This is a genomic window from Microbacterium sp. NPDC089186 (assembly GCF_040685115.1).
Taxonomy (GTDB): domain Bacteria; phylum Actinomycetota; class Actinomycetes; order Actinomycetales; family Microbacteriaceae; genus Microbacterium; species Microbacterium galbum.
This window is the reverse complement of sequence record NZ_JBFBHJ010000002.1, coordinates 750,881-774,304: the sequence shown is the minus strand read 5'-3', so window position 1 is coordinate 774,304 and position 23,424 is coordinate 750,881. Positions and strand designations below refer to the sequence as shown.

Genomic DNA, 23,424 nt, shown 5'->3' with positions numbered 1-23,424 from the left:
CGACCGGATCGGGAAGCCTCTCCCGATCGCTCGCGCGCAGGGGTTCCCCCACGTCCGCCCCGCGCGCGGTCTGATCCATACAAGCACAGCGTGTCGTAATTAGCACCCGAGGGGTGATCGTAAATACGACCGTAGGTGAAACGGAGGGTCGTCTACGATCGGACTGTGGGTCGCGGCGCAGTCGGACCACCCTCCCGGTACTCCCGTCGAGTGGTGGCGAACGTGGATCGCCTGCGGAGGGCCAAGGGGCTCACCGTCGGCGAGCTGCTCAGCCGCGCCGGAATGACGAAGAGCTACTACCAGTCGCGCGCCGGCCTTTCGCTGCCGTACAACACGAACGATCTGGAAGCCCTCGCGGTGGCGCTCGGCGTCACGCCCGAGGACCTCGCCAGCCCCGACACGGCGCCGCGGGTCGAGATGCGCGTGCCGGCCGGGCCCCTGGCATCCCGCGTCCGACGACTCATCTCCGCGCAGACCGCCACCGCCGACGACCTGCTCGCGCACCTCGACGACATCGACCCGCAGGCCGCGGACGGAGCGCGCGCGCTGCTCGCGGAGGGCGCGACGAGCGTCGTGCTCGACGAAGAGGTCCTGCGGCTCATCACCCACTGGGGCGACGTGCCCACCGAGTACCTCACCGACTACACCGATGCCGCGGTGACGGATCGAACGGATGCCGAGCTCGACCTGCGCGACGCGATGCGCGAGGCCGGAGCCAGCAGCATCCAGTTCCGGGCTCTCGGCGAGATGTCGCCCGACGCCCTGCGCGCCATCGCCCAGTCGCTGCGAAGCAGGCCGCCGGCGACATGAGCGACCGCGACGGGGGGAGAGCGGTGGCTGCGGAGGACATGCAGGCGAGAGTGCGGGCGCGAGCCGATCGGGCGATCGCCCGCGCGCGATTGACGGCCGACATGGGGTTCGACGACGTGGTGCGAGCGGTCGAGCGAGCCGTCGGCATCCGTCTCCGGGTGATCCGCGAGACCGACACGAGCGGATGGGGGACCCTCACCGGCTACCTCACCTTGTTCGCCGACAGGGGAGAGGCGAGCATCCACGTGCGCGCATCGGATGCGGCGCTGTACAGCCAGTTCGCCGCCTCGCATGAGCTCGGCCACTTGCTCGACGACGCGCACTGCACCGGCGCCCTCCACGAGCGGGGTGCACGCGAACGCTCCTCGATCACGCCGTACGACGATCCGACGCTGACGACGCCGGAAGTCGAGGCCGAACTCGTCGCCGAGCACGTCGCCCACCGCATCTCCCGCCTGCTGTACGCGAGCCCCCGGGTGGCCGAGTCATCGTGGTGACCGTTCTCCTCATCGACGCGGCCCTCGTCGCGCTGCTGCTGCTCGTGGTGGGCCGCGCGCGCGCCGCTCGGCGTCAGCCGCGGGCGCGCATCGCATGGCTCGCCGGCCTGGTCGGCGCCATCGCACTGCTGACCCAGGGCACGGTCATCCCGCTCGGTGTGCTCGACGGCGTGCTCGGGGGCACGAACATCCTCAAGCTCGTGCAGGGCGTGCTCACGATGGTGGCGCTGTGGCTCGGCATCCAGGCCGGGATCGCCCCCGTGACGGCGCGCGTCTCGACACTGCGCTGGCGCTTCCCGGCGCTGCTCGCGGGAGTGTTCGCCGTCGTGTTCTTCGTCGCCCTGCCCGAGCGCGGGCCGACATCGTTCCGCTTCATCGAGGACGCCGCCGCCACTTCGACGGGCGCGTGGGTCTACGGGGTGGTCCACATGGCGGGCATCGCCCTGGTCGGGGTGCTGCTGTGCGTCTCGGCCCACGTCTCGCTCCCGGGTGTGCGCTGGTTCTTCCGGGCCGGGGCGATCGGGATCGTGCTGGGCTGCGTGAGCGAGATCGCCGATCTCACCCTGACGCGCTTCTTCGCCCCCGTTCCGATCGTGAGCGCGCTCTTCGACCCGCTCTTCTACCTCGGCGTGCTCGCCTTCGTCATCGGCATCTTCCGCGCCTCGCGCGTGACCGGCCGCATCCGTCGGCGGGGCGAGGCGCTGCTGGAGGATCTCGGCGCCGTGGCCCGGCGGCGCGGTGTCGCGGGCCTGCCGGGCCTCGCCGACGACCCCCTCGTCGACACGCGCCTGCACGCGCTGCGCGTGGCCGTCGAGGACGACGCCATCGCCACCTCGTCGCCGTTGAGCGCTCAGGAGCGCGAGCTCCTCGACGACGTCGACGCCCACCTCACCCGCCAATCCACGGGAGCCCGCCCATGATCCGCCCCCTCGCCCTCGGCACGGGCATCGCCGTCGCCACCGTGGCGCTCGCCCACACCGCGCTCGCCGGCTATGTCGCGCGAAGACTCATCGCCCCGCGCGCCGCCAAGGTCTACGCACCCGTGACTTTCGCGGGCGGCACGGTCACCGTGCCGGCCACGCTCGAGAGCCGCGAGCCGGGCACCTACGGCCTGTGGCTCGACGACGGTCGGCACGTGGTCGTCGGCGAACCGCTGCGCGTCGGGAAGGACCGGGTCGTGCGCGAGCTCGCGTCGCGTCCCGATGGACTCGTCGACGGTGAGGCCGTGGCGACCTGGACCTCGCAGAGCATCGGTTCCCCCGAAGACGTCGGGCCCACGCGGCACGTCTCCGTGCCGCTGCGGCGCGGCGGCGTCGCCGAGGCGTGGGAGATCGGCGACCCCGACACCGCCGACGGCCGCTGGACGATCCATGTGCACGGGCTGCGCTCCAGTCGCAACGGAGCGCTTCGCTCGGCGCCGGCGGCGGTGGATGCCGGATGGATGGCGCTCGTGGTGTCGTACGCCGGCGACGAGGAGTGCGCCCCCGCCGACGCCCTGCCCTCGACCCTGGGAACGCGCGAGTGGCGCGACGTCGACGACGCGATCGGGTACGCCCTGGCGCGCGGTGCCCGGGAGATCGTGCTCGTGGCCTGGTCGATGGGCGGCACGATCGCGATGCTCGCGCTCGAGCACTCGGCGCACCGCGAGGCGATCGCCGGACTCGTCCTCGTCGCGCCGGCGCTGGACTGGCCCCGGGTGGTCGACAACGCCGTCGCGAACGCGCACCTGCCGCGCACGGTCGCCGCCGCGTCGATGCGCGTGCTCGCGAGCCGCATCGGGGCGCGGGCCCTCGGCCTCGTCGAGTCGGTCGACGCGCGCGCCCTCACGTGGGTGGGCGAGGGCCGGCCCGGGCCGGGGGTGCCGACCATCATCCTGCACAGCCGCGTCGATCCGGTCGTGCCGTTCTCGGGATCGGTGGCGTTCGTCGAACGGCATCCGGATGCCGAGCTGGTCGCCTTCGACGCCACCGGTCACTGCAACGAGGCCAACCAGGAGCCCGAGCGCTTCCACGACGCGATCGCCCGCTGGCTCCGCGCCCGCTGAGCCGCAAAAGGTCCCCGAGCTTGTCGAAGGGACCGGGGGCGTGGCGGGTTCCGCTGGCTTCGACGGGCTCAGCGACCTCGGTTCGACCGGGTCGAGGCCGCCGCAGCACTCAGGCGTCGACGACCGCCGCGATCGCACCGCGCGCGCCGCGCTCGGCCAGCAGCGCGCGGGCGGCGAGATAGGCCTCGCGCAGCCGCGCGTCCTGCCCGAGGTCGCCGAAGACGGGCGCGTAGTCGAGCAGCGCCGCCGGGTCGTCGGCCACGATGGCCCGCAGCTCGTCGAGCCGACTGTCGACCGCGGGGGTCTCCTCGCCCGATTCGGTGCGCCCCTCGAGGAACACGCTCCACCCCGCGAGCACGAGGGCCGCGTGGTCGATCCGGCCCCCGGCGGCGAGCTGCTCTCGGACGACGGGCAACAAGAACTTGGGGAGCCGGTCGGAGCCGTCGACGACCTGACGCGCGAGCGTGTCGCGGATGGCCTCGCTGCCGAAGCGCGCGATGAGCTCGTCGCAGTAGGCGTCGAGGTCGATCCCGGGCACCGGTCGCAGCGTCGGAATCGCCTCGGCGTGCATGTAGCCCTGCAGGAACGCGACGAACAGCTCGTCGGTGCACACCTCGTGCACGTAGTGCGCGCCCGACAGGATGCCGAGGTAGCTCATCGCCTGGTGCGACGCGTTCAGCAGCCGCAGCTTCATGAGCTCGTACGGCTCGACATCCTGGACCAGCTGTACGCCGACCTCGTCGAAGGCCGGACGCCCCAGGGGGAAGGCGTCTTCGAGCACCCACTGGGCGAACGACTCCGAGCGCACGGGCCAGCGGTCGTCGACGCCGAACTCCTCGGCGATGGACGCGCGCGTCTCGTCGGTGGTGACCGGGGTGATGCGGTCCACCATGGAGGTGGGGAACGACACGTTCTGCGCGATCCAGGCGGCGAGTTCCGGGTCGAGACGCTCGGCGAACCCGAGCAGGGAGGCGCGCGCAACGTGGCCGTTGCCCTGGATGTTGTCGCACGACATGACCGTGAAGGCCGGGATGTCGGCATCCCTCCGTCGGCGGAGCCCCTCGGTCAGCAGGCCCATCACGCTCCGCGGAGGCAGGGCCCCGTCGAGGTCGGCGAGGGTGGGTTCGTCGCGCGGAGCGTAGCCGCCGGTGGCGTCGTCGATGCCGTAGCCGCCCTCGGTGATCGTGAGCGAGACGATCGCGGTGTCGGGATCGGCGAGCTTGGCGACGACCGCCTCGGGGTCGTCGGGGACGAAGAGGTAGTCGACGATCGAGCCGACGACGCGGGCCGCGGACGACCCGTCGGGAGCGGTGGTGACGAGCGTGTAGAGCCGATCCTGGGCGGCGAGGGCGTCGCGCATCGCGGCGTCGAACGGCAGCACCCCGACCCCGCACAGTCCCCAGTCGCCGCGCCCGGCCTCCAGGAGCCTGTCGAGGTACATCGCCTCGTGGGCGCGGTGGAACCCGCCGACGCCGACGTGCACGATGCGCGAGCGCACGGCCGACCTGTCGTAGGTCGGAACGGAGACGTCCGCCGCGAGGGAGGGGAGGGCGGCGGCGGTGAGTTCGGTCATGCGGGGCTCCGTGTGGGTGGGGCGGGAGGTTCGGGGCGTGCTCGTCGCGTCGGAGGTGCCCCGGGGTTCGGGACGTGTTTCATCACGTGGGGCGTGAGGTACGCGCCCCGAGGTGAGGAAGCCGCCCCGAACCGGGGAAGGGAAGGGGGTGGATGCCGGGACCTCGCGTGTGCGGGGTCCCGGCATCCGAGGTGGGTCAGCAGGAGGACTTGTAGACCGCGTCCTTGCCGTCGCCGTTGATGTTGTCCTTGGTGAGGATGGTGAAGCCGGTCTGGATCTTCTCCTCGGTGGACTCGCCCTTCAGTGCGGCGATGGCCTGCTTGACGCCGTCGGAGCCGATGGTGGCGGGCTCCTGCGCGACGAGGGCCTGGACGGTTCCGGCTTCGAGGGCCTTGACCTGGGCGGGACCGGCGTCGAAGCCGACGATCGTGACCGAACCCTGCTTGCCGGCCTGCTGCACACCCGTCGCGGAGCCCTCGGCGGCGAACAGGTTGGCGGCGAAGATGCCGACGATGTCGGGGTCCTTCTGCAGCGCGGCGGTGACGATCTCGGCCGCGGTCGAGGGCTCGTTGTGCGAGTACTGCACACCCACCGACTCGAACTTGCTGTCCTTCGCGACGGCGTCTTCGAAGCCCTGGGCGCGGGCGTCGGTCGTGGACACGCCGGGGTCGGTCGAGACGACGAGCACCTTGCCGCCGTTGGGGTTCGCCTTCTGGATCGCCTCGAATGCGGCAGCTCCGCCGCCTTCGTTGTCGGAGGAGATCTGCGACACGGCTCCCGAGGGGTCCTCGAGCGTCGTGTCGACGAGGACGACCTTGATGCCCGCGGCCTCCGCCGCCGCGATCGGCGCCTGCATGGCCGACACGTCGGTCGGCGCGATCAGCAGCGCGTCGGGCTTCGACGCCACGACGGCGTCGACGATCGGCTTCTGCAGGGTCGGGTCGAACTTCTCCGGGCCCTGAGTGGTGACGGTGGCGCCCTCGGTCTTGGCTTCGGCTTCGATGCCGCACTGCATGGAGATGTAGAATTCATCTCCGGCGACGCCCTGCACGAACGCGATCTTGTAGCCGCCGTCGGAGCCGCCGGACGCACCGCCCGAGGCCGTGCCACCGGAGCAGCCCGCGAGAGTCAGGGTCGCGGCCATGCTGAAGACCGTCAGGGCGGTCGCCTTCTTGTTCCACTTCATCGTGATCACCGTTCTGTTGTGAGTTCTTGCTGTCGGGTTGGGTAAGGGGTGGAGAGGGAATGGATGCCGCCGCGGCTCAGCCGCGCCGACCTCCGCTGAGGAACTTGCGCCAGAGGCCCTGCGAGTTGCCGCGCGTGGCGGCGGTGCGGCGCACCTGGTCGACGTACACCGCCGTGATCAGCACCGCGCCGACGGCGACCTGCTGCCAGAACGGCTGGACACCGGTGATGACGAAGCCGTTCTGCAGCACCGCCGGGATGAACAGGCCCACGACGGTGCCCATGATCGTGCCGACGCCGCCGAAGAGCGACGTGCCACCGATCACGACGGCCGCGATGACGTTGAGGTTGGTCTGCGATTGGCCGGCGATCGCGGTCGTGGAGAACTGCGAGAGCGACAGGATGCCGCCGAGCCCGGCCAGAGCGCCGGAGATCGTGTAGATCTTGATCAGCTGCGCGTCGACCTTGACGCCGACGCGACGGGCGGCGATCTCGCTCGACCCGACCGCCAGCGTGTAGAGGCCGAAGCGCGTGTAGTGCAGCACGATCGCACCGATCGCGACGACCACGAGGGCGATGACGCTGATGATCGGGACGCTGCCGAAGACGTTGCCGTAGCCGATCGAGACCGTGAGCACGGTCGGCACGTCGCGGATGTCGACACCGCCGGTGAGGATCTGCGCGAGACCGAGGGCCATGCCCAGGGAACCCAGGGTGACGATGAGCGGCGGGATCTTCGCCTTGGCGATGAGGAAGCCGTTCAGCAGCCCCCAGCACACGCCGCTGAGGATCGCGACGAGGATGCCGACGATCGCGACGCCCCAGCCCTCGCCGCCCATCGCCCGCATGACGATGGCCGCGACGACGCCGGAGAAGACCAGGACCGACCCGATCGAGAGGTCGATGCCGGCGGTGATGATGACGTAGGTCATGCCGACGGCGAGCACCGCGAGGATCGAGGCGTTCTGGATGATGAGACGGAAGTTGGTCCACTGCGCGAACGAGTCGGGCGCGATGATGCTGAAGACGATGATGATCGCCAGCAGCACGAGGAGGATCTGGAAGGCCTGCGTACGCAGGATCCGGCGGACCGGGTTCACCTTCTGGTTGTCGTCGAACGTGCCGATCGCGACGGTCTCGGTGGGAGGGGTCGTGGTGCTCACTTCTGGTCGTCCTTCGTGACGGCGCCGGTCATGAGCCCGACGAGTTCTTCCATGGAGGTGTCCGCGGCCTGGATGTTCGCGACGCGGGTCCCGAGTCGCAGCACCTGGATGCGGTCGGAGACGTCGATGACGTGCGGCATCGAGTGCGAGATGAAGACCACGGCGATGCCCTTGTCGCGCACGCGGCGGATCGTCTCGAGCACGTTCTTCGTCTGGCGCACGCCGAGGGCCGCGGTGGGCTCGTCGAGGAAGACGACGCGCGACGCCCAGTGGACGGCGCGGGCGATCGCGATCGCCTGACGCTGGCCGCCCGACATCTCGCCGACGGGCGAGGTCAGGCTGCGCACCGTGGCGCCGAGCTCGTCGAACGCCGCGCGCGACGCCTTCGCCATGTCCTTCGTCTTCATGAAGCCGAGGGCACCGGCGAGCCCCGGGCGACGGATCTCGCGGCCGAGGTACATGTTCTGCACGGGGTCGAGGTGGGGCGCGAGCGCGAGGTCCTGGTAGACCGTCTCGATGCCGAGCGACGAGGCGACCTGGGGGTTGGACATGTCGATCGGCGATCCGTCGAACCGGATCTCTCCCTCGTCGACGGCGAGGTTGCCCGACAGGGCCTTCACGAGCGTCGACTTCCCTGCGCCGTTGTCACCGATGAGGGCGGTGACCTCGCCGGGGTAGACCTCGAAGTCGACGTTGTAGAGGGCGCGGACGGATCCGAACTGGCGCGACAGACCGCGTGCCTGCAGCACGGGCACAGCCGTGGTGGTGCTCATGAGGAAGCTCCTTCGTGGTGGCCGGCGCCCCCGGCGGGGGTGTCGGAGACGGTGACGACGAGGTCGGCGCGGTGGCGGCCGCGCTCGACGACAAGGGCGTTCGCCTCGTCGACGTCGCGGACCCAGGCGACGGCATCGTCATGGGGGTGGCCGTGGGACAGGCGGCGGGCGACGAGCCGCTCGCGGCGCGCGGTGGGTTCGATGTCGAGGAACCAGACCTCGTCGAGACGGGATGCCACGGCATCCCACCCGAATCCCTCGTGCAGCAGGTAGTTGCCCTCGGTGATGACGAGCGGAACGTCGGCGGGCACCAGAACCGCGGAGCCGATGGACTCCTCGAGGTCCCGATCGAAGCGCGGCGCGTAGACCTCGTGCCCGGCGCGGATGCGGTCGAGCAGGGCCACGTAGCCGTCGACGTCGAACGTGTCGGGGGCGCCCTTGCGGTCGCGGCGACCGAGGCGGATGAGCTCCTCGTTCGCGAGATGGAATCCGTCCATCCCGACCAGCACCGCGTCGGAGCCGAGCGCGGCGAGCAGCGCGTCGCTCACGGTGGACTTGCCGGCGCCGGGGGTTCCCGCGAGTCCCAGCACGCGGCGCTCGCCCGATGCCGCGAGCAGCCGCGCACGCTCGACGAGGTCGTCGAGGTGCACGGTCGCGGTGGCGATCGGTGCGGCGTTCTGCGAGGTGCGGGTCACGGCGGTGTGGTCCTTCCGGGGACGCCGCACGTCGGAGTGCTGCGCCGGTGGAGCGGTCCGGTGGAGCTGTCCACCGGTCGAACGTTGGTTACGGTAAGCCCACCGTGACACCGGTGTCAACACCCGTGATCAATTCGTCATGACACCGAAGTCATCCGCGGGATTCTGTGGTTATCATGGGCCGCGACGACACCGCCGTCGTCCCCGCCCTCAGGACCCGCGAAAGAGCCCTCCCATGACCGAATTCACCGACCGCACCATCCTCGTCACCGGAGCCGGTGGCGGTATCGGCGGGGCGACCGTGCGACACCTCGTCGCCGCCGGCGCCACCGTGCTCGCCGCCGGCCGCACGGCTGACAGCGTCGAGGCGATCGCCGCCGAGACCGGAGCCGAGCCCGTCGTGTTCGACCTCGAATCCGAGGACGAGATCCGCTCCGCGATCGAGGGCCGAGACCTCTACGGCGTCGTGAACTGCGGCGGGTGGGGCGGCGAGATCGCGACACCCATGGAGACGGACATCGACGTGTTCGACAAGGTCATGAGCATCAACGCCCGCGGCTCGCTGCTGGTGACCAAGTACGCCTCGCGCGAGATGATCCGCGTCGGCAAGGGCGGCGCGATCGTCAACGTCTCGAGCCAGGCCAGCCTCGTCGCCCTCACCGGACACATCTCGTACGGTTCGTCGAAGGCGGCCCTCGACAACATCACGCGCGTGTCCGCCCTCGAACTCGGCGGCTACGGCATCCGGGTCAACAGCGTGAACCCCACGGTCGTCATGACGCCGATGTCGGCCTGGTACTGGGGTCGTCCCGACATCGAGGGCCCCTTCCTCGAGGCCATGCCGCTGCACAAGTGGGCGACCGAGGACGACATCGCCGCCCCGATCGTCTTCCTGCTCAGCGACGGGGCCGGCATGATCTCCGGCGTCTCGCTCCCGATCGACGGCGGCTACTCCAGCCGCTGATCCGGATGCCACGGAGCGGCGCCGCGGTGGGCGGCGCCGCTTCGCGGTCTCGGCGCGCGGAGGTCGCGACGCAAGGAGGCTGAGCATGCCGAAGCCTCCGGGGATTGCGGTCCCTTCGACGGGCTCGGGGACCTGGGTTCGCGGTGGTGACGCGAGAAGGCTGGGCCTGTCGAAGCCTCCGGGGGTTGCGGTCCCTTCGCCGGGCTCAGGGACCTTCGCCCGCGCCCGTGGTCACAGGCCGAGCGTGCGCTCCAGGTAGGCGTTGCGGAAGACCCCGCGCGGGTCCGCCTCGCGCGCCGCGGCGAGGAAGTCCTCGGCTCGGGGCAGCGTCGCGCGCACCGCCTCGCCGGGCATCGTGAACGCCTTCCCCCAGTGCGGACGCACGTCGAAGGGCGCCAAGGCCCGCTCGATGTGCGGCAGCACCCCGAGTACGCCGTCGGTGTCGTTGCGCCAGGTGAAGTGGATCGCGAGCACGTCGCGCTCGAATGCCGGGCTGAGCCAGAGACCGTCGGCGGCCACCGTGCGCAGCTCGGTCACCAGCAGGTGGGCGTCGAAGGCGGGGGCGATCGCGCGCACGGCCGCCAGTGCCTCGGCGGCCGCCGTGATCGGCACGAAGTACTCCGATTGGATCTCGTCGCCGTCGCTGGGCAGCGCGTCGGCGCGGAAGTGCGGCAGACGGGTGTGCCACGGCCCCGGGGTTCCGCGCTCGGTGGTGTTGTCGAGCGTGCGGATGCGCCCGAGGTGCAGGTCGTCCCCGACCGCGCGGCCCCCGAGTTCCTCGACCCACGTCGGCGCCCCGGTGTCGCTCTTGGCCCACACGAGGTCATCGGCCGGGTCTCCCCACGTCGTGAACACGCTCACGCTGCGCGAACCGCCGAACACCGTCGCCGGATCGGACACGAGGTCGTCCCAGGCGACGCCCGTGAACGCCTGCTGCACGACCGTGTACGACGGGACGGTGCGCAGCTCGACGGCCGTGACGACGCCGAAGGCGCCGAGCCCCAGGGCCGCGGCCCCGAACCACGGGTGGCCCCGGTCGATGTGGTGCGTGCGGCCGTCGGCATCCAAGATCTCGAGGGCCGTGACGGCGCTCGAGAGGTTGCCGTTGCCCATGCCCGACCCGTGCGTTCCGGTGGCGGCGGCCCCGGCGACCGAGATGTGGGGGAGCGATCCGAGGTTGTGCAGGGCGCGCCCCTCGGCCTCGAGCACGGGGGCGAGCTGCGCGAACGTGACGAGACCCTCGACGCGCACGCGGTCGTCGGTGACGTCGATGCGCGTCGGCATCCGCTCGAGCGACACGAGGGCGCCGTCGGCGTCGGCGATGTCGTTGAAGGTGTGGCGCGTCGCCTGCACGCGCAGAGCCGGACGGGATGCCACGACCTCGGCGAGCTCGCCCGCGTCGGCGGGCAGCAGCACCTCGGCGGCGCGATAGTGGTGATTGCCCGACCAGGTTGCTCCGGCGGCTCGTGTCTCGGTCATCGTGTCTCCTCGCGTCGTCGCCCACCCATCATGACCCGGACGCGCGACGTCGATGCCCGCGCGGGCGGTTTCGGGAAGGGTTTCGTTCCGTGCAGAGCCCTCAACGGGCGGGGAACAGGGCGGCCTCGAAGACGGCCTCGGCCGCGCCCACGAGCAGGCGGTCCTCGCCGAGTTCCGCGGCCGCCAGGCGCAGACCCTCCGCGCACGCGGGCAGGGTCTGCGCGCGCACGGCGTCGTCGAGTCCCGCCAGATCGAGCTCGGCCAGGGTCGCGAGGAAGCCGCCGAGCACGATCACCGCCGGGTTCATCACGTTCGCCGCGTTCGCGAGAGCGGTCGCGAGGATCCGTCGCTGGCGCGCGATCTCCGCGCGAACGGCCGGATCGTCGGCGGAGCCCAGAGCCGCGGAGAGCGTCGCCTCGTCGGCGCTGTCGAGCCCGACCGCCGCGAGCAGGAGCGCGCGACTGACCTCGTCCTCGAGCACGCCGTCGACCGCCCGGCGGTCGCGGGGATCGACGATGCCGGGACGGTTCTGCCCGAACTCGCCGGCGTACCCTCCCGCGCCTCCCAGCGGCACCCCGCCCACGATCACCGCGCCGCCGATCCCGCTCGCGCCGCCGTTCAGGTAGACCACGTCGTGCGCCCCGCGCGCGGCGCCGAAGAGGTGCTCGGCGAGGGCGCCGAGTGCGGCGTCGTTGCCGACGTGGGCGGGCAGGCCCGTGGCATCCGTCATGAGAGAGGGCAGCGGGGCGTCGATCCAGCCGAGGTGCGGAGCCTCGCGCACGACGCCGTCGGCGGCGCGCACGGGGCCCGGGACCGCGACGCCGACCCCGACGATGCGGGCGTCGGTGAGGACGTCGCCCCGCCACCGTGCGAGGTGCGCGCCGACCAGCTCGGCGGTGCGTTCGGGGGTGAGCAGTTCGGTCTGCTCGAGTCGCTCGCGCGCCACGATCGTGCCGTCGAGGGCGACCGCGCCGAGGTCGAGGGCGTCGACCTCGGGGTTGACGGCGATCGCGACCACCCGCGGGTCGGGCGCGACGATGGGGGAGGGGCGACCGACGCGTCCCTGCGCGTCGGATGCGCGCTCGACGACGAGTCCCGATCGCTGCAGGTCGCCCACGAGGTCGGCGATCGTGGAGCGATTCAGGCCCGTTGCCTCGGTGAGGGCGGCCCGGGAGCGCGGACCCTGGCGGTGCACCGTGCGCAGCACCAGCGACAGGTTGGCGCGGCGCATGCCGTCGCCGCGGGTGCCCTCGGTGACCATCCGACCACTGTGCCATGCCGTCGGCGTCCGACCGTGGCACTCTTCCCGTCCGTCCCGGGAGCCCGGCGAGCCGCGACCTCGCCGTGTGCACGCCCTCCCGAGGGGCGAGCGGCGGCGCGCGGCGCTTCCTCCGGCGAGGGCGTCCACCTCCCGATCGTCGCGACTCGCGCATTCCCACCCCGGGCAAAGCGGGCGGTGCCAGGATCGACGCATGGACCTCTCCGGCATCCCCATCACGACCATCCGCGGCGACGAGACGACCTTCGGCGACCTGACCGACGGCAAGGCGGCGCTCGTGGTCAACGTCGCCTCGCGGTGCGGGCTCGCGCCGCAGTACGAGGCGCTCGAGGCGCTGCACAAGAAGTACGCCGACCGCGGGTTCACGGTCATCGGCTTCCCCAGCAACCAGTTCCTTCAGGAGCTCGGCGATGAGGACAAGATCGCCGAATACTGCTCCGCCACGTGGGGCGTCACCTTCCCGATGTCGGAGAAGGTCAAGATCAACGGCCGGAACGCCCACCCGCTGTACAAGGAGCTGACCTCGACCCCGGATGCCGAGGGCAAGACCGGCCGCATCTCGTGGAACTTCGAGAAATTCGTCGTGGCCCCCGACGGGCGGGTGACGCGGTTCAGCCCGCGCACCCTGCCCGACGCGCCGGAGGTCGTCGCCGCGATCGAGGACGCCCTCCCGCGCTGACCCGCGCCCTGCGCCGGCGCCCGCCCTCCCGCGGTCGCACCTCGTCGAGCGTCCGGAACACGCCGTCGCGCCTCGGCCGACACGGCGTGTCCTGGACACTCGAGGGGGGAAACGGCGCCCGACGGCTGCCCTATCCTGACCGGGAACCCGACCTTCGAAGGAGCCGTCATGGCCGATGCCGTCGTCCTCGTTTCCGGCGGAGCCGCCGTCACCCCGTACACCGACCCCGAGCGCGCCGCGGCCGCGGGGCTCGCGGCGGGCAACACGATGACCGCACTGCGCGCGCACTTCGTGGCACGCGGCATCCGGGTCTTCACCGCTCCCGCCCGCATCGGTGCGGGGGAGGTGCGGGAGGATGCCGGGTGGCAGGGCTTCGACGACGTACCCGTCGTGCTGCCGGCCGGGGTGACGATCAACGCGGTCGGTCGTGTCGACGACGCGGGGGTGGCGCTCGCCGCCTTCCTGCGGTGGCTCGCGGACGAGCGGGAGGTCGGGAGCGTCGACCTCGTCGGTCACTCGATGGGCGGGCTGTTCTCGCGCGCCGCGATCCGCGAGCTCGGGGGCGGCGGCCCGCGCATCGAGCATCTGGTGACCCTCGGCACCCCGTGGGACGGCTCGGTGCTGGGCGACCTGCTCGACGGCGAGCTCTCGGAGGCCGATGCGCACGGCGACCCCGCCACGCGGCAGATCTTCGCCGAGGCGCGTCCGTACGCCGATGCCAACTCCCAGGGGGCGGCGGCCGAGGTCTCGCGCCGGTTCCTGCGCGGCTGGAACGACGCGCAGGCGGGGGTGCTCGACGGCATCCCGGTCACCGCGGTCGGCGCGGGCTACTTCGCGGCGGCGAGCGAGCCGACCCAGCTGTGGCCGCATGACGGCCTCGTGTCGCTCACGAGCGGCCGTGCCGACGAGGTGCCCACGACGGTGCTGCCGAAGGTCGAACGCCATTCGTTCGGCGACCACGTGCACAGCATCTTCTTCGCCGAGGCCTTCGGCTTGCCGTGGGAGCGCGCCCTGACCTGGGACCCCGCGGTGTTCGCGGTGGTGGATGCCGCGCTCGGCGACTGACGCGGGGCTGGACGCCGTGGCATCCGGGGTATATGTTGTGAGCACCAACAAACCCGGCGCGCGTCACCGCGCACTCGTGCGTCTCCATGCGAAGGAGCAGGAATGCCCACCCCCACCCGCGATGACAAGTTCTCGTTCGGACTCTGGACCGTCGGCTACAACGGCACCGACCCGTTCGGCGGCCCCACGCGTGAGCCCCTCGACGTCGTGCACGTCGTCGAGAAGCTCGCCGAGCTCGGCGCCTACGGCCTGACGTTCCACGACGACGACCTCTTCGCCTTCGGCTCGACCGATGCCGAGCGCCAGAAGCAGATCGACCGCCTCAAGGGCGCGATGAGCGACACCGGCATCGTCACGCCGATGGTGACCACCAACCTCTTCTCGGCCCCCGTCTTCAAGGACGGCGGCTTCACCTCGAACGACCGCCAGGTGCGTCGTTTCGCGCTGCGAAAGGTGCTGCGCAACCTCGACCTCGCCGCCGAGCTCGGGGCGAAGACGTTCGTCATGTGGGGTGGCCGCGAGGGTGCCGAGTACGACTCCGCGAAGGACATCCGTCAGGCGCTCGAGCGCTACCGCGAGGCCGTGAACCTCCTCGGCGACTACGTCACCGACAAGGGCTACGACATCCGTTTCGCCATCGAGCCCAAGCCCAACGAGCCCCGCGGTGACATCCTGCTGCCGACCCTCGGACACGCGATCGCGTTCATCGACTCGCTCGAGCGCCCCGAGCTCGTGGGCCTGAACCCCGAGGTCGGCCACGAGCAGATGGCGGGACTGAACTTCGCCGCCGGCATCGCCCAGGCGCTGTACCACGGCAAGCTCTTCCACATCGACCTCAACGGTCAGCGCGGCATCAAGTACGACCAGGACCTCGTGTTTGGCCACGGCGACCTGCACAACGCCTTCGCGCTCGTCGATCTGCTCGAGAACGGCGGCCCCGGCGGCGTGCCCGCCTACGACGGCCCGCGTCACTTCGACTACAAGCCCTCGCGCACCGAGGACGAGACCGGTGTCTGGGACTCCGTGTCGGCCAACATGAACACCTACCTGCTGCTCAAGGAGCGCGCCGCGGCCTTCCGCGCCGACCCCGAGGTGCAGGAGGCCCTGGAGGCCGCGAAGGTCGCCGAGCTCGCGCAGCCGACGCTCAACGAGGGCGAGACCTACGACGACTTCCTCGCCGACCGCTCAGCCTACGAGGACTTCGACACCGACGCGTACCTCGGCGGCAAGGGCTTCGGCTTCGTCCGCCTGCAGCAGCTCGCGACCGAGCACCTGCTCGGCGCGCGCTGAGCCCCGCGGGGCCCGGATGCCACGGCATCCGGGCCCCTTTCCGTCGAGTGTCCACGACACGCCGCATCGCCTCGCGCGGCACGGCGTGTCGTGGACACTGAACGGGATGCCGCACCGCTGCGGCGCGAACAGAGGGAGTGAGCATGGCGCTCGTCATGGGAGTCGATTCGTCGACGCAGTCGTGCAAGGTCGTCGTCGTCGACGCCGAGACCGGGCGCGCGGTGCGTGAGGGGCGCGCATCGCATCCCGCCGGAACCTCGGTCGACCCCGAGGCATGGTGGATCGCGCTGCAGGACGCCATCGCCCGAGCGGGCGGGCTCGACGACATCGCCGCGGTCTCGATCGCCGGGCAGCAGCACGGCATGGTCGTGCTGGATGCCGAGGGGGCCGTCATCCGCGACGCCCTGCTCTGGAACGACACGCGGTCGGCCCCGGCTGCACGCGACCTCATCGACGAGGTCGGCGCGGCCGAGTTCGCCGAGCGCACGGGTGCGGTGCCGGTCGCCTCGTTCACCGGCACGAAGCTGCGCTGGCTGCGGGATGCCGAGCCCGACAACGCGGCGCGCGTGGCCGCGGTCGCGTTGCCGCACGATTGGCTCACCTGGCGCCTTCGCGGGTTCGGTCCGGGCAACGCGGTGCTCGAAGAACTGGTCACCGATCGCTCCGACGCGTCCGGCACGGCGTACTGGGGCGCCGGCGGATACGACGACGACCTCTTCGTGCGCGCCCTCGGTCACGACGCGGTGCGCCCGCGCGTACTGGGACCGTGGGAGAGCGCCGGGACGCTCCCGGGCGGGGCTCTCGTGGGCCCCGGCGCCGGGGACAATGCCGGCGCGGCCCTCGGCCTCGGCGCGGGCGTGGGCGACGTCGTCGTGTCGCTCGGCACGTCGGGCACGGTGTTCGCCGTATCCGACACCCCGAGTCGCGACACCACCGGGACGGTCGCCGGCTTCGCCGACGCGACCGGGAAGTTCCTCCCCCTGGTCGCGACCCTCAATGCCGCGCGCGTGCTCGACGCGTTCGCGGGCCTGCTCGGCGTCACGCACGACGAGCTCGGCGCTCTGGCGCTGCAGGCCGAGCCGGGGGCCGACGGCGTGGTGCTCGTGCCGTGGTTCGAGGGCGAGCGCACCCCGAACCTGCCGAACGCCCAGGCCTCGCTGACCGGCCTGACCCTGGCATCCACGAACCGTCCGACGCTCGCGCGCGCGGCGATCGAGGGGATGCTCAGCGGGCTGGCCGTGGGTCTCGAGGCGATCCAGGCGCAGGGCGTCGAGGTGCGCCGCGTGCTGCTGATCGGCGGGGCGGCGGCCAACGACGGGGTGGCGCGCATCGCCGCGCAGGTGTTCGACGCCGAGATCGTCGTGCCGGCGGCGGGGGAGTACGTCGCGCTCGGTGCGGCGCGCCAGGCCGCGGGCGTGCGGGCGGGTGGACCGGTCGAGTGGACGGTGGCCACGACCCGGGCGGTCGAGCCCGACCACCGCCCGCAGATCCGGGCGCGCTACGACGCGGTGGCGGCCCTGCGCGCCCAGGAGAGCTGATCGCGCCATTCGCAGTGGATTCGGGCGGCCGGAATACGTCAGAGTAGGACCGGACCCGTCGACGCCTTGTAAGGGGGGCGTCGGCGGGTTCTTCACGGGAGCGCTCCCGGTGTCGTGCGTCAAGACCCTCACCGCCTCGGCCTGAGGCGCCCTAGCGTCGCCGCATGGTGCGCATCCGACTCGAGTCCCCGGCCTTCCAGCGCGACGTCGACGTCGACGACGCGGAGCCCCTCGTCGAGGTCGAGGGGATGACCTGGGCCCACGCGGGCGAGATCGGCGGGCTGCCGCGGTACATCCCGGCGGCGGCGGGCTGAGGGGCGCGGCGGTCACGGCGTCCGGGCGGCGCCTTCCGCCGGCTGTACCCGCTCGTACGACGGCTGACGGAGCGCGCTCACCCAGCGGTATGCCCGAGCGCCCGGGATCGGCCGCCGGACCGTGTCGAAGCGCAGACCGTGGTCGTCCTGGTCGGCATCCCGTCGCAGCTCGAGGACGGCGAACGGATGCCACGGGCCCGCCGGAGTGGCATGAGCGACGGTGAGCGTCCAGGCGGAGTCGTCGTGCCCGGGCAGCTCTCGCGGATCGGTCGCCGGGGGACGCCCCCGCCGCGTCCGGGCGATCAGCACGACGGGTCCGCGCGGTCCGCGGTACGGCAGCAGCGTCCCCAGGCGGGCGCGCTCCGGCCGACGGTGCGGCAGCAGCAGGAAGCGCCCGGGCACGTTCCACCCCGTGGAGGCGAGCTCGAGGTCGCAGGCGGTGCCGTCGACGTCGATCCTCAGCGCGAGACCGATGATGTCGGGCAGAGGCGCGGGCAGCCCGAGCGATCGCGAGACGCGGGCGACGACCCGGACCGGACTGCCCGGGGCGTCGTCGATGAAGGCGATGCCGGAGGGTGCGGCACCCGGGATCCACCGCATCTCTCCGCTCAGCACCACGCCACGGCTGTGGATCGGACGGGGGTGCCTCACTCGTTGCAGGAGGCCGAAGGCCGCGGACAGAGCCGACCCGATCGCGCGCGCGAGCGGCGATCGGCGGACGGACGGGATGCCGGTGGTCGTGGTCACGCTCCGAGAGCACCTCACGAACCCGGTGCACGCCGAGGGGGTTGCGCGCCGCTACTGTGAGTCACCATGAGCGGCGACACCGGGGCGAAACGCATCGGCGTCCGCGAGGTCGCGGCAGCGGCGGGCGTCTCGACGCAGACGGTCTCGCGGGTGCTGAACGGCTACCCCGGTATCCGCGACGTCACTCGCGAACGCGTGCTCGACGCGGTCGCCGCCCTCGACTACCGCGTGAACAACGCCGCCCGCGCTCTCGGCACGAGCCAGACGCGCACCGTGGGGGTCGTGGCGTCCGACGCCGTCCTGCACGGGCCGTCGGCGGGGATCGCGGCGCTCGAGAGGGCGGCGCGAGGGCGGGGGCGCTGGATCTCGACCGCGTACACCGACTCCGACGACCCGGCCGACATCGACGCCGCGGTGCGCCACCTGCTCGACCAGGGCGTCGACGGCATCGTGCTGGTCGCCGCCCACGGTGCGACCTCGCTCGAGGGCTACGACGTGCCGCTCGTGCCGCTGTACGGCGAGTCCGGGTCGCGCCAGCGCGCCGCGGCCGCGCTCGTCGTCGATCATCTGGTCGACCTCGGCCACCGCCGGATCGTGGAGGTCGCCGGTCCCGCCGACTGGCGCGAGGCGCGCGCGCGTACCCGGGGCGTCGCCGACGCGCTGCATCGTCGAGGCGTCGAGCGCGACGGCTGCGTCGAGGGGGACTGGAGCGCCGCGTCCGGATCCGCGATCGCCGGCGCCGTCGCCGACCTCGTCCGCGCGGGCGCGACCGCGGTCGCCGTCGCGAACGACCAGATGGCTCTCGGCCTCGTCGCGGGGCTGGTCGAGCGGGGGCTCGCCGTTCCCGGCGACGTCTCGGTCGCCGGCTTCGACGACAACCCGGATGCCGCGTTCTACACGCCCGCGCTCACCACGGTGCGTCTCGACGTCGAGGGCGAGGCCGCGGAGGCCGTGGCGACCGTGCTCGGCGAGGTCGCCGAGCCGCCGGCCGACCCCGTCCTGGTGCCGCGGGCCTCGACGGCGGCGCCGCGCGGGGCAGCCCCGCGCTGATCGCCGCGCGCCGGGAGGCGTGTCGCACCGGCATCCGTCTTCGCGGCGGTTCGGGGCGCGTTCCTCTCGTCGGGCGCTGGTTCTCCGCCCTGCAGCGAGAACCGCGCCCGGACCGGGGAGCCGCGGGGAGCCCACGAGGGGCGGGCCCGGCCGGTCGACGGGCAGGAGGGCTCGCCACCGGGGGATGTTACCGGTAACATGGCAGGCGCAATCCGCCACCGACAGAGTCGAAGGAGACCCGCGTGTCCGAAGCCGCCCCGTTCGCGCCCGAGGTGCAGGAGGCGATCGACGCCCTCCGCGTCGACGTCGCGAAGCTGCACGCCGAGCTCGTGCGCTACAACCTCATCGTCTGGACCGGCGGCAACGTCTCGGGCCGCGTTCCCGGCGCCGACCTGTTCGTCATCAAGCCGTCGGGTGTCTCGTACGACGACCTCGCCCCCGAGAACATGATCCTCTGCGACCTCGACGGCAACGCGATCCCGGGCACCCCGGGCAGTGAGCGGAGTCCCTCGAGCGACACCGCCGCGCACGCCTACGTGTACCGGAACATGCCCGAGGTCGGCGGAGTCGTCCACACGCACTCCACCTACGGCGTCGCCTGGGCGGCTCGCGGCGAGGAGATCCCCTGCGTCATCACGGCCATGGCCGACGAGTTCGGCGGCCCCATCCCGGTCGGCCCCTTCGCGATCATCGGCGACGATTCGATCGGCCGCGGCATCGTCGAGACCCTGCGCGGCCACCGCTCGCGCGGCGTCATCATGCAGAACCACGGCCCCTTCACGATCGGCACGAACGCGAAGGACGCCGTGAAGGCCGCGGTCATGCTCGAGGACGTCGCCCGCACCGTGCACATCGCGCGCGAGGCCGGCCCCCTCATCCCGATCCCGCAGGACAAGATCGACGCCCTCTACAACCGCTACCAGAACGTCTACGGACAGAGCACGGACGACCGCCGATGAACGCGCAGAACCCCGACACCGCGGGCACCGGATCCGCGACCACCGGCGCCCGGGCCGTCGGCGCCGACACCGCGGCATCCATCACCGAAGGCCGGGCCAGCCTCGGCATCGAGCTCGGCTCCACCCGCATCAAGGCCTGCCTCATCGGCCCCGATGCCGAGGTGCTCGCCACCGGCTCCCACGAGTGGGAGAACGTCTACGCCGACAAGCTCTGGACCTACTCCCTGGATGCCGTCTGGGCGGGCCTCCAGGCCGCCTACGCCGAGCTGGTCCGGAACGTGCAGCAGCAGTACGGCGTCACCCCCGAACGCTACGCCGCGATGGGCGTCTCGGCGATGATGCACGGCTACCTCGCGTTCGACGCCGACGGCGAGCTGCTCGCTCCCTTCCGCACGTGGCGCAACACCAACACCGGTGTGGCGGCGGCCGAACTCACCGAGCTCCTGGGCGTGAACATCCCACTCCGCTGGTCGATCGCCCACCTGCACCAGGCGGTCGTGGATGCCGAGCCCCACGTGCCCGAGATCCGCTTCCTCACCACCCTCGCCGGGTACGTGCATTGGACGCTGACGGGTGAGAAGGTGCTGGGCGTGGGAGACGCCTCGGGCATGTTCCCGATCGACTCCGCGACGCGCGACTACGACGCCGCCCTGGTCGCCCGCTACGACGGCCTGGCTGCCGGACGCGTCCCCGCGCTGAACGACCTGCTGCCGCGCGTGCTCGTCGCGGGTACCGCCGCCGGGAACCTCACCGACGAGGGCGCGGCCCTGCTCGATCCGACCGGAACCCTGCGTCCCGGCATCCCGTTCGCCCCGCCCGAGGGCGATGCGGGCACCGGCATGGTCGCGACCTGCGCCGTGGCTCCCCGCACCGGCAACGTCAGCGCCGGCACGAGCATCTTCGCGATGGTCGTGCTCGAGCGCCCGCTCAGCGAGGTGCACCACGAGCTCGACCTCGTCACGACGCCCTCGGGCGACGCGGTCGCGATGGTGCACTGCAACAACGGCGCGAGCGAGCTGGCCGCCTGGGCGAACATGTTCACCGCGTTCTCCGCCGCGGCGGGCGCGCCCCAGACCCCGGATGCCACGTACGCGGCGCTCTTCTCCGCCGCGCTCGAGGGTGAACCCGACGCCGGCGGGCTGTTGGCCTACAACCACCTCGCCGGTGAGCCCATCGCGGGTCTCGACGAGGGGCGCCCGCTCGTCGTGCGCACGCCCGACAGCCGCCTGACCCTGCCGAACTTCATGCGCGCGCAGCTCTACGGCGTCTTCGGGACGCTCGCGCTCGGCATGGACGTGCTGCACGGGGAGGGGGTGCAGCTCGACCGCATGTACGCGCACGGCGGCATGTTCCGCACGGCCGGCGTCGCGCAGCGCTTCCTCGCGGCGGCCCTCGACGCCCCGGTCGCGGTCGCCGAGACCGCCTCGGAAGGCGGCGCGTGGGGCATGGCCGTGCTGGCCGCGTACGTCGCCGACGACTCCGGCCGCGACCTCGACCAGTGGCTGCGCGAGGCGGTCTTCGCCACCGCCCCGATCCTCACCGCCGACCCCGAGCCGGCCGACGTGGCCGGCTTCGCGTCCTACCTCGACCGCTACCGCGCAGGCCTCGCCGTCGAGGCCGCCGCCGTGGCATCCCTCTGAACACTCGAAAAGGAACAGTGATGACCCGCACGAAGCTCAAGAACGACCTCGACGGCTACGAGGTCTGGTTCGTCACCGGCAGCCAGAACCTCTACGGCGAAGAGACCCTGAAGCAGGTCGCCCAGCAGTCGCAGGCCGTCGTCGAGGGCCTGAACGGCCTGCCGGTGAAGGTCGTCTGGAAGCCCGTACTGAAGGACTCCGACAGCATCCGCCGCATGGCGCTGGAGATCAACGGCCGCGACGACGTCATCGGCGTCATCGCGTGGATGCACACCTTCAGCCCGGCCAAGATGTGGATCTCCGGCCTCGACGCCCTGCAGAAGCCGCTGCTGCACCTGCACACGCAGGCCAACGTCGAGCTGCCGTGGAACGACATCGACTTCGACTTCATGAACCTCAACCAGGCCGCGCACGGCGACCGCGAGTTCGGGTACATCCAGACGCGCCTCGGTGTGTCGCGCAAGACCGTCGTCGGGCACGTGTCGAACCCGGCCGTGCGCCAGCAGATCGAGGACTGGGAGCGCGCCGCCGCCGGCTGGACCGCCGCCCGCACCCTCAAGCTCGCGCGCTTCGGCGACAACATGCGTTTCGTCGCGGTCACCGAGGGCGACAAGACCGAGGCGGAACTGCGCTTCGGCGTGCAGGTCAACACGTGGGGCGTCAACGAGCTCGTCGAGGCCGTGGAGAAGGCGTCGGATGCCGACATCGACGCGCTCGTGCAGGAGTACGTCGACAGCTACGACGTCGTCGACGAACTGCTCCCCGGCGGTGCGCGCCACCAGTCGCTGCGCGACGGCGCGGCGATCGAGCTGGGCCTGCGCTCGTTCCTCGAGGAGGGCGGCTTCGGCGCCTTCACCACGTCGTTCGAAGACCTCGGTGCCCTGAAGCAGCTGCCCGGTCTCGCGGTGCAGCGCCTCATGGCCGAGGGGTACGGCTTCGGTGCCGAGGGCGACTGGAAGACGGCGATCCTCGTGCGCGTCGCGAACGTCATGGGCGCGGGCCTGCCCGGCGGCGCCTCGCTCATGGAGGACTACACCTACGACCTCGTCCCCGGCTCCGAGCGCATCCTCGGCGCGCACATGCTCGAGGTCTCGCCCTCGCTCACCACGAAGAAGCCGCGCCTCGAGATCCACGAGCTCGGCATCGGCGGCAAGGACGACCCGGTGCGCCTGGTCTTCACCGCCGACGCGGGCCCCGCTCTCGTCGTCGCGATGAGCGACATGCGCGACCGCTTCCGCCTGGTCGCCAACGTCGTCGAGAACGTCGACGCCCCCGACCTGCCCAAGCTCCCCGTCGGCCGCGCCGTGTGGAAGCCCGCGCCCGACTTCGCCACCTCGGCCGGATGCTGGCTCGCCGCGGGAGCCGCGCACCACACCGTCATGACCACGGCCGTGGGCATCGAGGTGTTCCGCGACTTCGCCGAGATCGCAAAGACCGAGCTCGTCGTCATCGACGACGACACGACGGTCCGCGGTTTCCAGAGCGAGCTGCGCTGGAACCAGGCGTACTACCGCCTGGCCCAGGGCCTGTAAGACCCCGCCGTCCTCGGATCCTCCGCCGATCCGGGGGCGGTGCGGCACTCGCGCGCCTCGCTCTCTCGGGGCGCGTGCCGCGCACCGGCTCGACCGGCGCGCGGACCGTGCCCCGGAATCTCCGCAGCGGTGGGCTGCGGCGGTTCCG

The 23,424-nt window shown here is 72.0% G+C and carries 22 protein-coding genes; 14 read left to right on the top strand and 8 right to left on the bottom strand.

The annotated features are described in order from the left end of the window. The first annotated feature begins 213 nt into the window (after positions 1 to 213). The 4 genes from AB0N82_RS10015 to AB0N82_RS10000 are packed head-to-tail and all read left to right on the top strand — an operon-like array spanning position 214 to position 3,351. The gene (locus AB0N82_RS10015) at positions 214 to 810 is read left to right on the top strand and encodes a helix-turn-helix transcriptional regulator (RefSeq protein ID WP_315995214.1); all 597 of its coding nucleotides are present in this window, start codon (positions 214 to 216) and stop codon (positions 808 to 810) included. Continuing rightward, complete coding sequence (locus AB0N82_RS10010; RefSeq protein ID WP_315995213.1) at positions 807 to 1,307, top strand: hypothetical protein; 501 nt, start codon at positions 807 to 809, stop codon at positions 1,305 to 1,307. Before AB0N82_RS10015 ends, AB0N82_RS10010 begins: the two co-directional genes overlap by 4 nt. Beyond that, a complete protein-coding gene (locus AB0N82_RS10005) occupies positions 1,304 to 2,227 on the top strand; it encodes a hypothetical protein (RefSeq protein WP_363391059.1) in 924 nt (307 codons plus the stop codon). The genes AB0N82_RS10010 and AB0N82_RS10005 overlap by 4 nt, the downstream gene beginning before the upstream one ends. After that, the gene (locus tag AB0N82_RS10000) at positions 2,224 to 3,351 is read left to right on the top strand and encodes an alpha/beta hydrolase (RefSeq protein ID WP_363391056.1); all 1,128 of its coding nucleotides are present in this window, start codon (positions 2,224 to 2,226) and stop codon (positions 3,349 to 3,351) included. The genes AB0N82_RS10005 and AB0N82_RS10000 overlap by 4 nt, the downstream gene beginning before the upstream one ends. Before the next feature lie 109 nt (positions 3,352 to 3,460). Here AB0N82_RS10000 and AB0N82_RS09995 read toward each other — a convergent pair whose 3' ends face one another. The 5 genes from AB0N82_RS09995 to AB0N82_RS09975 all read right to left on the bottom strand — a co-directional run bounded on the left by AB0N82_RS09995 (position 3,461) and on the right by AB0N82_RS09975 (position 8,740). Continuing rightward, on the bottom strand, positions 3,461 to 4,924 hold the full coding sequence (locus AB0N82_RS09995; RefSeq protein WP_315995210.1) for a mannitol dehydrogenase family protein: 1,464 nt from the start codon (positions 4,922 to 4,924) through the stop codon (positions 3,461 to 3,463). Between the two features lie 196 nt (positions 4,925 to 5,120). Continuing rightward, a complete protein-coding gene (locus AB0N82_RS09990) occupies positions 5,121 to 6,110 on the bottom strand; it encodes an ABC transporter substrate-binding protein (RefSeq protein WP_363391053.1) in 990 nt (329 codons plus the stop codon). A 76-nt stretch (positions 6,111 to 6,186) separates the two neighbouring features. Further along, complete coding sequence (locus AB0N82_RS09985) at positions 6,187 to 7,272, bottom strand: ABC transporter permease (protein ID WP_363391050.1); 1,086 nt, start codon at positions 7,270 to 7,272, stop codon at positions 6,187 to 6,189. Continuing rightward, positions 7,269 to 8,045: an ATP-binding cassette domain-containing protein gene (locus AB0N82_RS09980; RefSeq protein ID WP_363391047.1), complete on the bottom strand. Its 777-nt coding sequence runs from the start codon at positions 8,043 to 8,045 to the stop codon at positions 7,269 to 7,271. Before AB0N82_RS09980 ends, AB0N82_RS09985 begins: the two co-directional genes overlap by 4 nt. Then, on the bottom strand, positions 8,042 to 8,740 hold the full coding sequence (locus tag AB0N82_RS09975) for a nucleoside/nucleotide kinase family protein (RefSeq protein ID WP_315995206.1): 699 nt from the start codon (positions 8,738 to 8,740) through the stop codon (positions 8,042 to 8,044). Before AB0N82_RS09975 ends, AB0N82_RS09980 begins: the two co-directional genes overlap by 4 nt. A 235-nt stretch (positions 8,741 to 8,975) precedes the next feature. Here AB0N82_RS09975 and AB0N82_RS09970 point away from each other — a divergent pair, with 235 nt between their 5' ends. Next, on the top strand, positions 8,976 to 9,704 hold the full coding sequence (locus AB0N82_RS09970) for an SDR family oxidoreductase (RefSeq protein ID WP_315995205.1): 729 nt from the start codon (positions 8,976 to 8,978) through the stop codon (positions 9,702 to 9,704). A gap of 231 nt (positions 9,705 to 9,935) precedes the next feature. Here AB0N82_RS09970 and AB0N82_RS09965 read toward each other — a convergent pair whose 3' ends face one another. Together AB0N82_RS09965 and AB0N82_RS09960 are read right to left on the bottom strand one after the other, a co-directional pair. Then, complete coding sequence (locus AB0N82_RS09965) at positions 9,936 to 11,183, bottom strand: D-arabinono-1,4-lactone oxidase (protein WP_363391043.1); 1,248 nt, start codon at positions 11,181 to 11,183, stop codon at positions 9,936 to 9,938. A 100-nt stretch (positions 11,184 to 11,283) separates the two neighbouring features. Beyond that, positions 11,284 to 12,444 carry an ROK family transcriptional regulator gene (locus AB0N82_RS09960; protein ID WP_363391040.1) on the bottom strand — a complete coding sequence of 387 codons (1,161 nt, stop codon included), beginning with the start codon at positions 12,442 to 12,444 and terminating at the stop codon, positions 11,284 to 11,286. Positions 12,445 to 12,655: 211 nt separating this feature from the next. Between AB0N82_RS09960 and AB0N82_RS09955 the strand changes: the two genes are divergently transcribed. From AB0N82_RS09955 to AB0N82_RS09935, 5 genes are all read left to right on the top strand, one after another. Continuing rightward, positions 12,656 to 13,141, top strand: coding sequence for a glutathione peroxidase (locus tag AB0N82_RS09955; protein ID WP_363391037.1), 486 nt, complete (start codon positions 12,656 to 12,658; stop codon positions 13,139 to 13,141). Between the two features lie 168 nt (positions 13,142 to 13,309). Beyond that, on the top strand, positions 13,310 to 14,206 hold the full coding sequence (locus AB0N82_RS09950; protein WP_363391034.1) for an alpha/beta hydrolase: 897 nt from the start codon (positions 13,310 to 13,312) through the stop codon (positions 14,204 to 14,206). Between the two features lie 102 nt (positions 14,207 to 14,308). Beyond that, positions 14,309 to 15,496 carry a xylose isomerase gene (xylA, locus tag AB0N82_RS09945; protein WP_279366134.1) on the top strand — a complete coding sequence of 396 codons (1,188 nt, stop codon included), beginning with the start codon at positions 14,309 to 14,311 and terminating at the stop codon, positions 15,494 to 15,496. A gap of 143 nt (positions 15,497 to 15,639) precedes the next feature. Beyond that, the gene (locus tag AB0N82_RS09940; protein WP_363391030.1) at positions 15,640 to 17,034 is read left to right on the top strand and encodes an FGGY family carbohydrate kinase; all 1,395 of its coding nucleotides are present in this window, start codon (positions 15,640 to 15,642) and stop codon (positions 17,032 to 17,034) included. Positions 17,035 to 17,198: 164 nt separating this feature from the next. After that, complete coding sequence (locus AB0N82_RS09935; RefSeq protein ID WP_363391027.1) at positions 17,199 to 17,348, top strand: hypothetical protein; 150 nt, start codon at positions 17,199 to 17,201, stop codon at positions 17,346 to 17,348. Positions 17,349 to 17,360: 12 nt separating this feature from the next. Here AB0N82_RS09935 and AB0N82_RS09930 read toward each other — a convergent pair whose 3' ends face one another. Further along, positions 17,361 to 18,095 carry a hypothetical protein gene (locus AB0N82_RS09930; protein WP_363391024.1) on the bottom strand — a complete coding sequence of 245 codons (735 nt, stop codon included), beginning with the start codon at positions 18,093 to 18,095 and terminating at the stop codon, positions 17,361 to 17,363. A 66-nt stretch (positions 18,096 to 18,161) separates the two neighbouring features. Here AB0N82_RS09930 and AB0N82_RS09925 point away from each other — a divergent pair, with 66 nt between their 5' ends. The 4 genes from AB0N82_RS09925 to araA all read left to right on the top strand — a co-directional run bounded on the left by AB0N82_RS09925 (position 18,162) and on the right by araA (position 23,276). Then, positions 18,162 to 19,145, top strand: a complete 984-nt coding sequence (locus AB0N82_RS09925) for a LacI family DNA-binding transcriptional regulator (RefSeq protein ID WP_363391021.1) — start codon at positions 18,162 to 18,164, stop codon at positions 19,143 to 19,145. Positions 19,146 to 19,387: 242 nt separating this feature from the next. Beyond that, positions 19,388 to 20,104 carry an L-ribulose-5-phosphate 4-epimerase gene (locus tag AB0N82_RS09920; RefSeq protein WP_315995196.1) on the top strand — a complete coding sequence of 239 codons (717 nt, stop codon included), beginning with the start codon at positions 19,388 to 19,390 and terminating at the stop codon, positions 20,102 to 20,104. After that, positions 20,101 to 21,744 (top strand): FGGY-family carbohydrate kinase, encoded by a 1,644-nt coding sequence (locus AB0N82_RS09915; protein WP_363391018.1) that lies wholly within the window; start codon positions 20,101 to 20,103, stop codon positions 21,742 to 21,744. The genes AB0N82_RS09920 and AB0N82_RS09915 overlap by 4 nt, the downstream gene beginning before the upstream one ends. A gap of 20 nt (positions 21,745 to 21,764) precedes the next feature. Then, on the top strand, positions 21,765 to 23,276 hold the full coding sequence (araA, locus tag AB0N82_RS09910; RefSeq protein WP_363391015.1) for an L-arabinose isomerase: 1,512 nt from the start codon (positions 21,765 to 21,767) through the stop codon (positions 23,274 to 23,276). Positions 23,277 to 23,424: the final 148 nt, after the last annotated feature.